A 16,288-nucleotide genomic window follows, 5' to 3' on the forward strand; every position below is an offset into this window, starting at 1 on the left:
TCAAAGTCAGAACTCTCAGCAGGTCGAGCGGAGCCGAAACTCGCTCCCACAGGTTGACTTTAATTGTGCTTGTCTCCTCAACAGGGTGGCGAACGATTTTTGGCGTTGCTGAATCGATCTATGAAGCACAGATTTTACCCTCACCCTAGCCCTCTCCCGAAAGGAGAGGGGACAAGAGTTCTGGCTCTCTTCTCCTTGAGGAGAAGGGTTGGGAATGAGGGTAGTTCATATCTGCATTTGGCAACGCAAGATCTTTATATGCCTAAAGACGATCGCCGCCTCTCACCTGAGATAGATTGTCTCTCCCTCGACTTTTCACTACATTTGCAGAGGAAGTTTATTAAAAAAGTTGAGGTAATTATGGGACTTGAAGATATTATTAAAAACGTTAAAGAGGCATTGCCCAATATCACGCCAACTCCGCCTGGGTTAAAGCGAGAATCTTCGGTGTATGATCTCAAATCTCGTCTAGAGTGGGGCGAACCTGCACTGACGATTTTGGACGTTCGTCCTCGTGAACTGTTTAATGACAGCCATGTGATGGGCGCGATGGACTTCCCACTCACTGAGTTAGTCACCCTTGCCAAAGGCAGTCTGGAGCCAGAACGTGATATTTATCTTTATGGCGCAAATGACCAGGAGACTGCACAGGCGGCTGCTACACTGCGAGAAGCAGGGTTTCGCTCGGTTGCCGAGTTAAAAGGTGGATTGACCGAGTGGAAGGCGGTCGGTGGCTCAACTGAAGGTACAGTCGATGCTCGTGAAGAGCCGGGAGAGCACGCCTATAACGTAGTGTCTCAGGTGAAACACCACATGGACACTCAAAAGATCGATTTTGAATAATCCGATTTCAAATCTCTGTGAGCGGGTAATGGATTAGGACGAGTATCCATTACCTGTTTTTTATAAATTAATTCTGTTATGTGTGGAAGATTTAGTCAAAGTCTTGCCGGAGACGCGATCGCCCAAGCCTTTCAACTTGCCGAGGTTCCTGACTGGCAGCCTCGCTATAACATTGCACCCACGCAAACCATTCCCGCGATCATGGCAACTGAAAAAAGCGATCGTCATTTCAAACCGCTGCGATGGGGGTTAATTCCGTCGTGGTCAAAAGATCCGGCGATCGGAGTAAAGATGATCAACGCTCGATCGGAAACCGTGGCTGAAAAACCTTCGTTCCGGTCTGCCTTCAAGCGACATCGCTGTCTGATTCTTGCCGATGGCTTTTATGAGTGGTGCAAGCAGTCGGGCAAGAAGCAGCCTTTCTACTTCCAATTACAGGATGGCAGTCCGTTTGCGTTTGCGGGCCTGTGGGAGCGCTGGCAGGCTCTAGAAGGCGACGTATTAGAAACCTGTACGATCTTAACAACAGAGGCAAATCAGCTAGTGGCTCAAGTGCACGATCGGATGCCCGTCATCTTGCCTACAGACCACTATGATCAATGGCTCGATCCCACTCCTCAGCCCTCAGAACCGCTACAGGCGCTTTTGCGTCCCTACGATGCCGATCGCATGTCCGCTTACCCCGTTAGTGTGAGCGTCAACAGCCCGTGGAACGATGTTCCAGAGTGCGTCACTCCGATTTAAAGGTGAAGGACTATTGATTAGGAGAACTGGCTTCGCGAGGCGCTAATAGATTGACGCTCATCTCATGAACAGCATTGGGTAACGTCGCAAAACGAGGATCGGGAGGAAACGCCATTTCTTCAATCTCACCCAGTTCTCCCAGCTTTTTTGACTGTCCATCGTTAAACGACACCATGACTCCTCCAGCATTCCCCGCCCGAACGACGACTTTCTGGTTAGCAGCCCAAGTGCGCTGAGTCCCTTCTGAAAGAACGCCTTCAAACTCAGTTTTGCCGTCTGCCACGACTCGAACCCAAGACTGTGACGTTAGCATTAACCCAACTCGAACCGCCTTCTGTGCCCCTGGCAGTTTTGGTGCCAAATTTGACTTTTCTACAGCTTGTAAGGGGTTTATGGGACCGATCGTAGTCGGAGCTATTGGCTGCACGTTCATCTCTGCATTCGCCAGTTCAGGCTGCCTGAGTGAGCGATTGAGGAAATAAGACAGCCCGTTAACGGCAGAAATAATTAACAGCACATACAGCAGATATAGATGCACTGGACGCAACTGTGCTCCTGGTAGACTGCGCCAAGACGGGCGAACGTCAGGAAGCCGATAGAGGGTTGGGAATGCGCTCGCAAACTTGACCCCATCTAAGCCGATCGCGTCCGCATATTGACGAATAAAACTTTGAATATAAACAGACTCAGGCAAGTTTTCTATTTTGCCTTGCTCGATCGCTCGCAGCAAACGGGGCTGAATTCGAGTCTGGCTGGCAACTTGTTCTATAGAGATTTCTTGCTGCTGTCTCAGCTCACACAACTGCAACCCCATTTCTGCTAGCCGTTCTGCTTGTTCTCGATTTTTTGGGAGGGTTGGCTTATTCATCGGCTATGCTCCTGGATCTCTGCTGGCGACTTAACATTTATCAGATCGATTGGGTCTTTCAGACTACGAATCTCAAAGCTCTCTAAAGGGCGATAACCGCCGCTTGACATGGCAGACTTGCCGGGGATATCGAGATGGATAGAGCCAATCGCGGTGCGGTGAAGCTGAAGGACGGGATGCCCTAATTGGTCTGCCACTCTTCTAATTTGTCGATTTCTCCCTTCTCTGAGAATGACTTCTAAGAGTGCTTTTGCTGCTGTGCGATCAATGACTTTGACTTGAGCGGGTAAAGTCTTTTGACCCTCTAACCAAACTCCCTGCCGCCACTGCTTTAGCGTTTGCTCTAAAGGAACGCCCTCAACCCAAACCCAATAGGTTTTAGGAATATGGTGGCGAGGGTGAGTCAGATAGTAGGTTAGGTCACCATCGTTTGTTAAGAGCAGCGCTCCAGTTGATTCTACATCTAAGCGACCCACCGGGTGAAGCCCTTGACCATGACTAATTTTTTGAGGAAGCAGATCTAAGACGGTGGAACGGTTTTGGGGGTCGTCACACGTCGAAACAACGCCCGCAGGTTTATTAAGCAACAGATAGAGCAATTGAGGGCGGGCGATCGGCTTCACAATTCTACCGTCTACTTCTAGCTCGTCAAGAGCGGGGTTCGTCTTTTGCCCCAACTGTGCTACTTCTCCATTGAGACGAACGCGACCCTCTAGGATCATTTGTTCAGCCTGACGACGGGAAGCAATGCCCCACTGAGAAAGAATTTTTTGCACTCGTTCATGCATGGCATAAGCGCCTAATACATCCTTGATTTTTCGGAACTCAACAGTTTCTACGGAATGAATTTCTGTATAAATACTAATATGTATATCGATCGCATCATGTAGCACTTAGCTCAATCTACTACAAAGTTAAGCCTTTTTGCTTAGATCTTCTATCTCAGAATACGGTAGCCGAATCTGTAACCAGGCTCCTCCCAGGTCGGGATCATTACTTGCTATCACTGCGCCTTGATGCGCTTCGACAATTTGCCGCACGATCGCGAGTCCTAATCCGCTTCCACTGCTTAGTTGGATAGGCTGAGTGGCAGTGGCGAAATCTCGTTGTTCTGCGCTGCGAGATCGAGAGAGATCAGCTCGATAGAACCGCTCAAAAACGTGAGGTAACGCCGTTTCGGGAAAGCCCTGCCCTGCATCGATGATATCAAGCTGAATCTGTTGAGACAGTTTGCCCGATTGGGTAAATGAATGATTTTGAAGACTCACCTTAACTCGAATGGATGATTCAACAGGGCTGTATTTGATCCCATTATCAAATAGGTTAAGCAGCACTCGATGCAGTCGAGGCTCATCGGCTTGAATGAGCAACTGAGCAGGACCGCCATAATCGAGTTTAAGATGCTTTTGACTCGCCAGCGGCTCTAAACTTAGCCAGGCAGAATGGATCAGCTCGACTAGATCGATCGGCTTTAAACTCAGCCGCTGACCTGGGTTGACCTCTAGCTGACTGAGATCCAACAATTCTTGAACGAGCGTGCTTAACCGAATCGCCTCTGTCAGCAGGCGATCGACCCAATTGCGAGTGGGCGGTTCTAGTCGCGATTGCAGCGTTTCTGCCACTAATCGAATCGAGGTGAGCGGCGTTTTTAGTTCGTGAGCGACATCCGATGTCCAGCGATCGCGCTGTTGTGCCAAGGTCAACGCTTCCTGGCGATCTTCTAAAAACACGCCCACATTATCGCCCGTCAAAGGAAACGCGTAGCCCCGAATCGGAGTCGTGCGCTGGTCTGATAAGTTAGCGGCATCCACTGAGGTGGGGTAAAACATCCACTCGCGCTGAGACGGCTTTTCGGTTTCTCGTGCTTGCTCGATTAAAAAATCTAGCTCATAGGAGCGCACCAGCTCTAAAAGCAGTCGCGGCTGAAGCGTGTCGCAGTTTGAAATGCCCAGCAGGTGACAGGCTTGCGAGTTGCACAGCGTCAACTGATTGTCTTCGTCAACCTGCAAATAGCCCACAGGAGCACAGTTGACAATCTGTTTCCAGGTTTCTGATTGACGCTCTAGGTCTTGGTTGACCTGCCGATAATTGGCGATCGCTGCCGTTATTTGAGACGAGATCGAAAACGGGGTTGCCGCCTCGGTCACGTCTAGACTGCGGGTAATCTGCTTGAGTTGCAAACTCAGTCGTGCTCGATACCAAGCTAAATGCATCAGTCCGATCGCGAGTCCCGCGAGAAACCACAAAAGGTTCACAGGCAAAAAAGAATGAAAAATAGAAGATCAAAGACTGAAAACAGGTGACGATTTGCAATCTCTAATTTCGACCTTTCAATTTTCGCGCATTCTAGCCAAAGCGGTAGCCAAAGCCTCTCACGGTGACTAAATATTCAGGGTTGCTGGGATCGATTTCCAACTTCTCTCGCAGCCAGCGAATATGCACATCAACCGTTTTGCTGTCCCCGATAAAGTCAGGTCCCCAGATCTTTTCAAGAAGCTGATCTCGTGACCAAACGCGCTTTGTGTGTCCCACAAACAACTCTAGCAGCTTAAATTCTTTGGGTGAGAAGTTGACTTCTTCTCCGCGCACCGTGACGCGACACTCTTGCGGGAAAACAACGATATCTTGAAACTTTAGAGTAGGCGCTTGGCTAGAGGTGTGAAACTGCTGATGTCGTCGCAAAAGTGCTCGACACCGGGCGACGAGTTCTCGCATCCCAAAGGGTTTGGTCAGATAATCATCGGCACCGACTTCTAAGCCGACGACCCGATCGGTCTCTGTGCCTTTTGCACTGAGCATAAGAATGGGAATGCTGTTGCCGTCTCGACGCACCAGCCGACAGAGATCAAGCCCGTTAATATAAGGCAGCATCAGATCTAAGATAATCAGATCGAGCTTGCTAGAATCGGACGGGTTGGGAAATCTTGAGGGTGATTGGCTGCTTTTGCCAGTGGCGTGTTGAATGGTCTCTAAAGCACTGCGACCATCGGCGGCGGTCAGCACTTCATACCCTTCTTCGCTCAGGGTCAGAGCGATCGTGTCTCGAATCAAGTCTTCATCTTCAACAATGAGAACTCTGCCCAATTTCATACTGGGTTGAGCGTTCTTAGATTCTGCCGTTGACGCAATTGGCATCATAAGTGCTGGAGGCAAACTTTTTTCACAAGAATTCTAGCATTAATCTCGCTGCCAGTATGAATGGATACAAGTCTTTCTTGCTCAGAGAGTGTCGCCTCCAAAAAGAGATAGCCAAAGAGGGATGATCAACAAAAGTCCGATGGTGCTTAGAGCGATGCGGCTGGAGGCAGGATCTCGATCGAGGGTGTATTCTTTTGCCAGAATTAAGCTTGCAACGGCGCTGGGCATTCCTGCCATTAAGACGAGCGCGACAGGCGGGGATCACCAGAAATTCTTCTAAAGAAAAGCCCTTAAAGATGCCTCCGGAAGCGTTAATGGTTCAACTTTAAAGCTTCTTGAACAAACCTACTGCCAGAGACTGCAATCAGCTTTACGATCGCGCCAATCCAATGATTGAACCTAAAGAACCTGCCAGTCTTTAATGCGCCACTGATTATCTTGCAGCACCAGCGAATATCGAACTTGTAGATTTTCAGTTTTGGTGTCTGCAAGCTGTTCGCCTTCGTAATATTGGGTGGTTTCAGCGATCGCTGCACTGGCAGTCGCCTGAGTCGCATCGGTCGGGCTGACCTCAACCGTGTCTACTTTTACCGTGTGTTCATATCGTTTGTACCAGTTTTCCCGCTTTGCATCGTCGGCATTTTTGCGCCACTCTGCGAGTTTGGGTTCGGCTAACACTTGCGTCAGTTTCTCAATGGTGTGAGATTGCCCCATCGCGTCTTTCTTCGCGTCTAGCCAAAACTCTAGAACTCGTTGAGCCGTCGCTTGATTCATCTCGCCAGAGAGCGGATTTGTAGCCGTCTGACTAGGGATGTCAATCACAGGCTGGTCAAGCTGCACCAAGAGCTGATCATCTGTGGATCTGGACGTGAGAAACTTCAGCGATCGCAACAACAAAAAGCCCACTGCCCCAACCGCAAAAATTCCTAGCAGCAGCAGAGGCAGAGGCAGCCCCCGACGACGCTTGACTTTTGCAGTCTGACCACTTCCGCGACGAGGCGGCAAGTCGTCTGCATCTGGGACGCGATGACCATTATCGAGATTGCCACGCTGACGATCGCTGCTCGATCGTCCTTGCCCATTTTCAGGAGTCTGTAGGCTGCCTTCGGGCGAGAGGTTGGCGATGCGTTCGGCGTTGGGCATTGCGACGACATTAGCAGCGACGGCTCCGGCTGCCAGCGTTGCCGTAGTGGTGCGAGATGAGGGATCGCCCGTCGTCTCATACACTTGGGCAGATCGGACAGGTCGCCCGTTAGACGCTGAGATTGCAGAAGGTTGAGCGGCAGCGATCGTTTGAGCAGCAACGCTTCGGCGGTTCCAATGACGTTGAGCCGCCCATTCTGCTGAGTCAGATCCGGCGGGCAATTCTTCGAGATATTCTTGAACTTGCTCGTTGGCAAAATAGTCTTTGAGCGAGACGCGCTGCTTTGACAAATCGCGGAAGTGCGGAAACACCTCATCTTGCAGCCAGCGTTCGGCATAGAGACACAGCCCTGGCAATAGATCGGGTGCCCCTTGTGAATGTTCGCGAATAAAGACGAGCGGTTCGTATTCTTGGCTGAGTTCCAACGCACGACTCGCTTCTTCGGTTTGCCCCAACAGCAGAGCGCAGACCGCCTGTTCGAGATGCACATCTTGCCGACTGCCCAACCGCATCAACATTGCCTTAGCGCGACGAATCAGCGCAGGCTGCTGTTCGGCAAACCCGCGTGCCATCAGTGCATAGACGGCGAGATAAGTCGCCACTGCTGACGGACGACGCGCCTCTTCTTCAAATAACGTCTGCTGTTCTTCGGCGGTGAGATAGCCGCGCAACTGCTGAATGAATCTCAGGAAGTCATCAATGCTCAATCCAGACTGATCGTTGCTCGCACCATCAATGCCGCCTCGCTCTCGCAGCATATCTTGCAGCAGTCTCAAGCCGTTTTGCCGCTCGATCGAGTCTTCGTCAGGCAACGCCAAGAGTTCTAAAATTCGATAGGGGCGCAGTTTGTAGAGATCAGACTGAATCTCGCCCCGAACGCTAGTGAATAGCCCTTCTCTCAGCAGCAATTCTTGTCCCGTTTCCAAAGCCTCTGCCGCATTCTCATACTGTCCCTGCTGCCACTGTTCGCGACCTAGCTCAAGACACGACAGCGCCACGGTCAAGACAATATCTGACAAAACAATTCTGGGATCGCCAAAGCGTCCATCTTTCAGATTCGCGTTGCCGCTGCTTAAATAAGGACGACCTAATTTGAGGACTAGCTCATATTCGCCCAATTCTTGCAAGATCAGCAGGGCACCAATGAGTTGCTTTTCTTGAATCTCAATGCTGGGCGATCGAGTGTCTGGGTCAGAGATCGTGCCATTCTGCGCTAACTCTGGCTGACTTAGTTCTGGCTCATAAGCAGTTGCCAAAAAGCCTGCATCATAACTTTGGCGTTGTTCTGGCTTCGACAGCACCGAATAGGCTTCATCAAGCAACTGACAACGCGCCGCGATCGCCGCTTCAGAATATTCACGGCGAGGAAGTTGCAGGGTGCGATCGCGATGCGCCTGCTTTAATTGGTCGGCAGTAGCCTGGATGGGTAAACCCAGAATCCGATAATAATCGAGCGGAATACGCACGGTTGACTTCCCCATCGGTGAGCAATAAATAGTGGCGAAAACCAGGACAACAATCAATTGAGTGCCATCATACCCTGTAGATGCAAAGTCAGCAGATCACATTCGGGAACTCAGACGTGAGCATTCTCCCTGATCAGCGCTTCTTGAACTTTATGGATTTAAGATTCAGACGACTTATAATCTGATCCTTGACCTAACAGAACGGTATTCTAAACTAAATTATTAGGGTTGAACTCTGTATTGCGCTCGATCGTCAAGTTCATTTTTCTAAGCGCCTAGCATAGAGCGTTAGAGTAGAGAGCAACTATTAACGATTTTAAAGAAAGCGTGCTTTACGATCGGGTTCACCGTTCAGATCATCATCCAGTTTGGGTATTGCAGCGAGGTGTCTAAAAGCGCATGGTACAGGAAAGAACGTTCCCGACAATTCAATCTGCTTCTGCCCAAGTCACCCAAGAAGAAGGGCTGCGCCTCTATAGAGACATGATCTTAGGGCGCTTTTTTGAAGACAAGTGCGCCGAAATGTATTATCGGGGCAAAATGTTTGGCTTTGTTCACCTCTACAACGGTCAAGAGGCGGTCTCAACCGGAGTCATTCAAGCAATGCGCCCCGGTCAAGACTATGTGTGCAGCACCTACCGCGATCACGTTCATGCGCTCAGTGCTGGCGTGCCTGCCCGCAATGTGATGGCAGAACTGTTTGGCAAAGCGACGGGTTGCAGCAAAGGTCGCGGCGGCTCGATGCATTTATTTTCAGCAGAGCATAAACTATTAGGCGGCTTTGCCTTTATTGGGGAAGGCATTCCGGTCGCACTAGGAGCTGCATTTCAGTCAAAATATCGTCGCGAAGCACTGGGCGATGCCAGCTTTGACCAAGTGACAGCGGCTTTCTTTGGCGATGGCACAACCAATAACGGTCAATTCTTTGAGTGCTTGAATATGGCGGCACTCTGGAAACTGCCAATTCTTTTTGTGGTGGAGAATAACAAGTGGGCGATCGGAATGGCTCATGAGCGCGCCACGTCTCAGCAAGAAATCTATAAAAAAGCCAGCGTCTTTGGGCTTCCGGGCTATGAGGTTGACGGCATGGACGTGCTAGCAGTGAGAGCGATCGCTCAAGAAGCCGTGGCGCGTGCCCGTGCTGGAGAAGGTCCGACGCTGATTGAGTGTTTGACGTATCGCTTTAGAGGTCACTCGCTGGCAGACCCCGACGAGCTACGATCGAAAGACGAAAAAGAAGCGTGGCTTGCCCGTGACCCGATCAAGAAGTTTGCCGCTTACATGGTGGAGCAAAATTTAGCCGATCAGTCAGAATTGAAAGCGATCGAGAAAGAGATTCAAGCCGAAATCGACGAGGCGGTTGAGTTTGCGCTAGGAAGCCCTGAACCCGACCCTGCCGAATTGTATAAGTACATTTTTGCCGAGGATTAAGCTCAGCTAAAAACAGTTATTAGGGATCATTCAGATGATCCCTTTTCTCTGACCATCCGAACTTATCTAGCGTGAGCTTGACGAATGTTCAACACGCTCATCACTTGCGCCTGGGTCATGCCGGGAGAAATTTGAGGGTCATAGAGCATTCTGATCAGCGATCGGTCGATCGCTGAATATTGTGTCACGTCTGTCCACGGCTGATAAAACATGCTGTCTGCATATTTATACGAATCCTGCATCAGCCCTAACGATTGGGTGAGTTCTTCTCGAATCAGGTGCGATCGTTCTTTTTGAGTGACTTTTGTCGTTGTGATTAAAATGTTGGCGTTGTTAAGCTTGTTATTTTCGTCCCAGCGAGTCCAAAAATAGCCATAGTTGCCAGGCTGATAGTTTGGCTCAAGTTGAGCAAATTGCGATAAGGGTGAGAAATGAATCGTGACATTGGGATTGCGATCGACCAATTGCAGATGGATTCCGCCATTTGTCAAGTCATTGACTTCACTGATAATCGAGTTTAACGTTGCTAAATCTGCACTCGTCGGAGACCCAAAATATTGAATGTTTACGTCGCCTTGCCATTTGCGGATTTTAGTGGCGCTGCTTGATTTAGAGAACTCTGCTCCCAATGCAATTTCTAGAAAGTAGCTGATTTGCTGTGGAGTAAACTCTCCGCTAGGAGCTTGAACAGGGTAAGTTTCGGGAATGACGCTGATCGCAGGTGAGGGTTGTTTTAAGACGGCGGGGCTTTTCACCTTCGATGATGGTGCGCCGACGATCGAACTCACTAAGTCGCTTCTCACCCAGCCTTTTGCCCCAGACTGATCAAATGACACGTAATCCCAGATGTAGCCATCGGCGGCTTGGGTTTCTCTGACAATATCGACGCGATCGCCAACATTACCTCTGTAGGCAATATCCGATTGGGTAGAGGGATTCACCCGCACATTGATCTCACTGGTAGAAAGCTGCGCGGTGAGTCTGGCAGGTCTTGCCCAAGTTGGCAAAATCGTGGTGAGTGAAATGCCTGCTGCCAGGAGAATTCCAGTGATGATGGAGTGGCGCTTTGCAATACGGGCGAGGGGTTTCAACTGCATGGGTCTAGCATCCTGCGGTTATGGTTTGGGGGCGGCAGCAGAGTTTTTGTTAGAGTTCCCTAGAGTCGCGCAAATGTTTCTTCCTTCTAATTTAGGACATTTGTACTATATCAGAAAATCTGTTTTTGGTGACTTTGGTTACTCAGTTACTTTTAATACACGGCTACCCAATTAGATAAATGTTCGCTAGGTGTGACCCTCAATCGGGATATTCCTTCAATGTTTTATAGGAATCTGCGAAGGTGATTTGCAAATGTTTGAGCATCTTCAAGGTGGATAGTGTGCCCCACATTTGGAATGATTTCGAGGTGAGCCGTTTTGCAGAGGTGAGCCATTTCTTGGTTGATCGTGATGAATTTGCGATCGCACTCTCCGACCAACAGCAATAGCGGATTTTGACAGAGTTTCAACTGATCCCACAAACTCGGCTGCTCACCTGTGCCGAGATGACGCAGCGATCGAGCCAGTTCTGACGGTCGATTTTTTAATCGCTGCTGCATAAGTTGTTCAAAATTTGGATGCTGTTTCAACGATCGAAACAATGGCTGCTCATACCAATCTGCCAGAAACGCTGGAAGGTCGGACTCTAGGCGATCGGCAAGCTTTGCATCGTGTTGGTTTCGTGCCAAACGCTCCGATTCAGTTCTTAGTCCAGGAGATGCCGACTCTAAAACCGTTTTGGGGAACCGATCGGGAAACTGCAACGCTAAATACAACGCTAATCGTCCGCCCATTGAATAGCCAATTAAATGACATTGAGAAATATTGAGACGATCGAGCAGATGAACGATTAATTCTGCCGTGTTCGACATCGTGTAATTCTCTTCTGCAACCTGAGTCTGACCGTGACCTGGCAAGTCAACACTCAAACAGCAAAAATTATCTGAAAGATGAGGAACGATCGCGTCAAAATCCTCACAATTGCCTAGAAACCCGTGCAAAAACAAAAGAACGGGCTGACGCTTGTCGCCTCGAATCGTGAAGTGAATCTGATTCGACAAGGTGCCCATTCTTTTAGAGTGCTATAAACGCCAGATGTCTTAGAAATTGGTGTAGTTTGCGATCGCACCCTTCATCCGTTCCAACACTTCAGCGACGGGCAGCGAACCCAACTCACCCGAAGCGCGAGTCCGAATGCTCAAGGCATTAGCTTCAACTTCTTTGGCACCCACCACCGCCATCACAGGGATTTTTTCCTTCTCAGCATTGCGAATCAGTTTGCCCAAGCGATCGCCACTCAAATCGACCTCTGCCCGAATGCCGATCTCTTTCATCTGCTCAACGACTTGCTTGGCAAACGGCAAAAATTCATCGCCCACCGCCAGCAATCTGACTTGAATCGGAGCCAGCCAGACGGGGAAATCTCCCGCATATTCTTCGATCAGAATGCCGATCAGCCGCTCTAACGACCCAAACGGCGCACGGTGAATCATCACCGGACGTTTGCGAGTGCCATCTTCTGCGACATATTCCAAATCAAACCGCTCAGGTAAGTTGTAATCGACCTGAACCGTGCCGAGCTGCCACTCTCGATCGAGCGCATCGCTAAAAATAAAGTCCAGTTTGGGACCGTAAAATGCTGCCTCCCCAATGCCCTCAAAGTAGTTCATGCCCAGCGTCTCGACCGCACGGCGGATGGCACCTTGCGCCTTTTCCCACGCCTCATCAGAGCCAATATATTTATCAGATGCCGGATCGCGGAAACTCAACCTCGCCTTAAAGTTTTTGAGTTGCAGACTTTTGAACACCGACAGGATTAAATCCACCACGCTAAGAAACTCTGAGTCGAGTTGTTCGGGCGTGACGAAGAGGTGCGAATCATCGACCGTAAAGCCGCGCACTCTAGTCAAACCACCCAATTCACCCGATTGCTCATAGCGATAGACCGTACCAAACTCCGCCAGTCGCATCGGGAGTTCTCGATACGATCGCAACTCACTCTTATAGATCTGAATGTGAAACGGACAATTCATCGGCTTCATCACAAAGCCTTGTTCTGCCGCGCGAGATTCGTCATCCTCCGCCATCAGCGGAAACATATCCTCTTGATATTTCTGCCAGTGCCCAGACATCTTGAACAGATCGACTCTGGCAATGTGCGGTGTGACGACAGGCAGATAGCCGCGCTTGGTTTGTTCTTTTTGAAGGAAAGTTTCGAGGGTCGATCGCAGCACCGTTCCTTTCGGGGTCCACATCGGCAAACCAGGACCGACGAGATCTGAAAAGATGAATAGTCCGAGTTCTTTGCCGATTTTGCGGTGATCGCGCTTAATCGCCTCTTCTTTGCGGCGCTTATATTCAGTCAACTGTTCGGGCGTTTCCCAAGCAGTGCCATAAATGCGTTGAAGTTGGGCTTTGGTTTCATCTCCGCGCCAATACGCCCCAGCAACGCTTTCGAGGTCGATCGCGTCTGCCTTCAGTTCCGCGGTGCTTTCTAAGTGAGGACCCGCGCACAAGTCCCACCACTGATCGCCCACATGGTAAAGCGTAATCGGTTCCTGCAAGCCTTCTAAAATCTCTAGCTTGTAAGGCTCGTTATTTTCTTTGATGCGACGTTCGGCTTCTTCACGGCTAACTTCTTCGCGAGTCACAGGCAATTTGCGGTTGATGATCTTGATCATCTCCTTTTTGATTGCCTTCAAGTCTTTTTCGGTGAATGGCTCAGGGCTATCAAAATCGTAATAGAAGCCGTTCTCGATCCAGGGTCCGATCGTCACTTGCGCCTTAGGAAACAATTTCTGCACCGCCATTGCCATGACGTGAGAAGCCGTATGGCGAATTTTTTTCAACGCATCGGATTCACTGGTGCGAGGCAGATAGATTTTTTCGGGCTGATTAGAAGATTCTTCGGCAGGCATGAGTCGTGCGGGATATAACTCTATCCATCTTACCGATCCGATCGCAATCAATGCCGCAGAGCGACAATTTCCGAGTAAGATGAGAAAGCATTGCGAAATGTAAACAGGTTTAGAGATTTCTGACGATTTCCGAGATGTTGCCGACCCATGTTTAACTCTAATTTGCCAGAGCAAAATTTGTTGAAGACCGTTTTAGAGCCTTTGCTAGAAGACTTTCAATATTGGTTTGGGCGATCGCGCACTCTGTTAGAATCAGAATCTATCCCTTTCCTCAAAGACGAGCAGCAGACCGACCTTCTGACACGAGTAACTCAAGCACAGCAAGAGGTTGGAACAACCCAAACTCTGCTGAAAGTCACTGATGGGCAGGTGGGTGTGGAAACCTCAATGTTGATGACCTGGCATCAGTTAGTCACCGAATGCTGGCAGATGAGGGTGCGATTGCGCTCAGACAAATCCGTCTAAAAAGAGATGTGACAAGAACAAGAAATCTGAGAGACTATAAGCGATGATTAGACATAAAGATTAATTTTTAAACGGCTTGCATAAAACTTTGGGTTGATATGAAGTTCGCTTGAAGGCAGATTTGAAGGTCAACGCACTTGATTTTCAGTCGGCGTGGTTCAACAGAGAGGCGCTATGGTATTACATTTTCTTTACATGTTGGCTTTCACCCTGCTTGCTTTTTTGGCGATCGGGAACCTAATTCGCAATTTATTAACGCTAGGGGCTGATTCTCAGCGTCACTATGCGCCGAGAAGCTATGACCCCTCTCGCCCGATGTCGTCATCTCGTGTGCGAGTCCCTCATCCTGAGCTGCTAGACGACGATGGCAAAATGATCAACGAGCCGCTTTTAGTGATGCGATCGATGACCGTTGAAGATGCGCGCGAGCAGCTTGATGCACTTTATCGCTCTTCTCCAGGCGGCGAGCCTCTTGAAGAGGTCTAGAGACCGTCGATCGTGAGCGGGAAGACGATTCAGCTAAGTTTGGTTCTCTTACCTAGTCACGAAGAGCGAGATGCGATAGCTTTGAGAAGTTGCCCTTTGCGGAACTTCTAGACGATCATGACTGAGCAACCCGAAGATAAACGTCAAGACTCTAGTACGCCTGAAAAAACTGATGAGTCTTCTCAGTTGGAGATTGCTCAAAACTGGTTTAACAAAGCACAGGGACTCTGGGGAAACGTCACCTCAAATTTAAGCAATCGACTCCCGGTGCAGCAAGTTGCTCAGACCGTCACAGGCTGGTTTAGTGTTGACGAAGCTGAGATTGCTGAAATTCTCAAAGAGATTCGGGCAGAGTTGCCGACGACCGAAGCGCTTTTGATTGGTAAACCCCAAGCAGGCAAAAGCTCGATCGTGCGGGGTTTGACAGGTGTCTCGGCTGAAATCATTGGTCAAGGATTTCGACCTCACACGCAGTATACACAACGCTACAGCTATCCGACGTATGACCTGCCTCTGCTGATTTTCACAGACACTGTAGGTTTGGGAGACGGCACTCAAGAAACCAACGAGGTAATTCGAGAGTTAGTTGGCGAGATCGAGGTCAAGACAGCCCAAGCGAAAATCCTAATTCTGACGGTCAAAATTAATGATTTTGCTACCGATACTTTGAGACAGATTGCAGGTCAGATCCGACAGCAGCATCCCGAAGTGCCGTGTCTGTTGGCGGTGACGTGTCTGCACGAGCTTTACCCGGCGGATGTGACGAATCATCCTGATTATCCACCCGCTTATGAAGATGTGAGTCGGGCATTTGCTGAATTACAGCGTGGATTTGAGGGACTGTTCGATCGAGCCGTCCTAATCGACTTCACGTTAGCAGAAGATGACTTCTCCCCAATGTTCTACGGCTTAGATGCGCTGGCTGATTCGCTCGCAGAATTGCTGCCCGAAGCAGAAGCTCGGACGATCTCGCAATTATTGAGCGATCGAGAAGCCGGAAAACAAATTAGCAATCTCTACCGAGAAGCGGGACGACGCTACATTTTGCCCTTCTCGGTGATGGCGGGTGCTTTGGCGGCAGTGCCCTTACCATTGGCGACGATGCCCGTTTTGACTGCGCTACAAGCCTCAATGGTGGGGCTGTTGGGACAAATTTATGGACAAACTCTCAGTCCGTCTCAAGCGGGGGGATTGGTGAGCGCGATCGCGGGCGGATTTGTTGCCCAAGCGATCGGACGTGAGTTAATCAAATTCATCCCTGGTTTTGGCAGTGTGATCGCGGCATCGTGGGCAACAACTTACACTTGGGCACTAGGCGAGACGGCGTGTGTCTATTTTGGGGATTTATTGGGCGGCAACACGCCTGACCCAAAGCGAATTCAGGCAGTGATGCGAGAGTCGTTTGAAGCGGCGAAAGAAAGATTTAAGACCGCGAAAAAGTAGACGATTCGGTTGAATAGCGAGAAACCCGGAGGTCAACTTCCTGCCCTTGCAGAAGCAGAGTTTGATGTGTTCATCACCATCGATCGCAATTTGTCGTTTCAGCAAAATTTGCCCCAGTTCAATATTGCGGTCATTGTTTTGCAAGCACCATCTAATCGTTTAGCGGATCTGAAACCTCTAGCACCGGCAATTTTAGGTATTTTACCTACCGTAGCAAAAGGGCAGGCTACAGTAGTCAGCGCATAAATCCTGCAAGCTACTCTCGTTATCGCTACGAACCCCGATTAATGCTTGCTGCTAATTGA

The 16,288-nt window shown here is 49.6% G+C and carries 16 protein-coding genes; 8 read left to right on the top strand and 8 right to left on the bottom strand.

The features are described from left to right. Positions 1-360: 360 nt before the first annotated feature. The gene (locus A8707_RS05195) at positions 361-843 is read left to right on the top strand and encodes a rhodanese-like domain-containing protein (protein WP_068815738.1); all 483 of its coding nucleotides are present in this window, start codon (positions 361-363) and stop codon (positions 841-843) included. Positions 844-921: 78 nt separating this feature from the next. Continuing rightward, positions 922-1,587, top strand: a complete 666-nt coding sequence (locus tag A8707_RS05200; protein ID WP_068815739.1) for an SOS response-associated peptidase — start codon at positions 922-924, stop codon at positions 1,585-1,587. A gap of 10 nt (positions 1,588-1,597) precedes the next feature. Here the strand turns inward: A8707_RS05200 and A8707_RS05205 are convergent, their stop codons facing one another. The 4 genes from A8707_RS05205 to A8707_RS05220 form a co-directional block, all read right to left on the bottom strand. Next, positions 1,598-2,455 (bottom strand): helix-turn-helix domain-containing protein, encoded by an 858-nt coding sequence (locus tag A8707_RS05205; protein ID WP_068815740.1) that lies wholly within the window; start codon positions 2,453-2,455, stop codon positions 1,598-1,600. Continuing rightward, positions 2,452-3,243 (bottom strand): pseudouridine synthase, encoded by a 792-nt coding sequence (locus A8707_RS05210; protein WP_068815741.1) that lies wholly within the window; start codon positions 3,241-3,243, stop codon positions 2,452-2,454. Before A8707_RS05210 ends, A8707_RS05205 begins: the two co-directional genes overlap by 4 nt. A gap of 126 nt (positions 3,244-3,369) precedes the next feature. After that, the gene (locus A8707_RS05215) at positions 3,370-4,710 is read right to left on the bottom strand and encodes a PAS domain-containing sensor histidine kinase (RefSeq protein ID WP_068815742.1); all 1,341 of its coding nucleotides are present in this window, start codon (positions 4,708-4,710) and stop codon (positions 3,370-3,372) included. 91 nt (positions 4,711-4,801) lie between these two features. Next, positions 4,802-5,590, bottom strand: coding sequence for a response regulator transcription factor (locus A8707_RS05220; protein WP_068815815.1), 789 nt, complete (start codon positions 5,588-5,590; stop codon positions 4,802-4,804). Positions 5,591-5,714: 124 nt separating this feature from the next. On the opposite strand from A8707_RS05220, the gene A8707_RS27890 reads away from it, so the two are divergent. Then, a complete protein-coding gene (locus A8707_RS27890) occupies positions 5,715-5,873 on the top strand; it encodes a hypothetical protein (protein WP_156518369.1) in 159 nt (52 codons plus the stop codon). Between the two features lie 119 nt (positions 5,874-5,992). On the opposite strand, the gene A8707_RS05225 is transcribed toward A8707_RS27890, so the two are convergent. Then, positions 5,993-8,218 carry an IMS domain-containing protein gene (locus tag A8707_RS05225; protein WP_231947945.1) on the bottom strand — a complete coding sequence of 742 codons (2,226 nt, stop codon included), beginning with the start codon at positions 8,216-8,218 and terminating at the stop codon, positions 5,993-5,995. 384 nt (positions 8,219-8,602) lie between these two features. Between A8707_RS05225 and pdhA the strand changes: the two genes are divergently transcribed. Next, on the top strand, positions 8,603-9,634 hold the full coding sequence (gene pdhA / locus A8707_RS05230; RefSeq protein WP_068815744.1) for a pyruvate dehydrogenase (acetyl-transferring) E1 component subunit alpha: 1,032 nt from the start codon (positions 8,603-8,605) through the stop codon (positions 9,632-9,634). Between the two features lie 62 nt (positions 9,635-9,696). Here the strand turns inward: pdhA and A8707_RS05235 are convergent, their stop codons facing one another. The 3 genes from A8707_RS05235 to thrS all read right to left on the bottom strand — a co-directional run bounded on the left by A8707_RS05235 (position 9,697) and on the right by thrS (position 13,589). After that, entirely contained in the window at positions 9,697-10,731 is a 1,035-nt protein-coding gene (locus tag A8707_RS05235) for a DUF2927 domain-containing protein (RefSeq protein ID WP_068815745.1), read from the bottom strand. Positions 10,732-10,955: 224 nt separating this feature from the next. Then, a complete protein-coding gene (menH, locus tag A8707_RS05240) occupies positions 10,956-11,741 on the bottom strand; it encodes a 2-succinyl-6-hydroxy-2,4-cyclohexadiene-1-carboxylate synthase (protein ID WP_068815746.1) in 786 nt (261 codons plus the stop codon). A gap of 30 nt (positions 11,742-11,771) precedes the next feature. Next, positions 11,772-13,589, bottom strand: a complete 1,818-nt coding sequence (gene thrS / locus A8707_RS05245) for a threonine--tRNA ligase (protein WP_068815747.1) — start codon at positions 13,587-13,589, stop codon at positions 11,772-11,774. 147 nt (positions 13,590-13,736) lie between these two features. Here thrS and A8707_RS05250 point away from each other — a divergent pair, with 147 nt between their 5' ends. From A8707_RS05250 to A8707_RS05265, 4 genes are all read left to right on the top strand, one after another. After that, complete coding sequence (locus tag A8707_RS05250) at positions 13,737-14,054, top strand: DUF2605 domain-containing protein (protein ID WP_068815748.1); 318 nt, start codon at positions 13,737-13,739, stop codon at positions 14,052-14,054. A 174-nt stretch (positions 14,055-14,228) separates the two neighbouring features. After that, positions 14,229-14,540 carry a DUF2973 domain-containing protein gene (locus A8707_RS05255; RefSeq protein ID WP_068815749.1) on the top strand — a complete coding sequence of 104 codons (312 nt, stop codon included), beginning with the start codon at positions 14,229-14,231 and terminating at the stop codon, positions 14,538-14,540. A gap of 117 nt (positions 14,541-14,657) precedes the next feature. After that, the gene (locus tag A8707_RS05260) at positions 14,658-15,983 is read left to right on the top strand and encodes a YcjF family protein (RefSeq protein ID WP_068815750.1); all 1,326 of its coding nucleotides are present in this window, start codon (positions 14,658-14,660) and stop codon (positions 15,981-15,983) included. A gap of 9 nt (positions 15,984-15,992) precedes the next feature. Then, a complete protein-coding gene (locus A8707_RS05265; RefSeq protein ID WP_231947946.1) occupies positions 15,993-16,229 on the top strand; it encodes a hypothetical protein in 237 nt (78 codons plus the stop codon). Positions 16,230-16,288 lie beyond the last annotated feature (59 nt).

Source organism: Phormidesmis priestleyi BC1401 (assembly GCF_001650195.1).
Taxonomy (GTDB): Bacteria; Cyanobacteriota; Cyanobacteriia; order Leptolyngbyales; family Leptolyngbyaceae; genus Phormidesmis_A; species Phormidesmis_A priestleyi_B.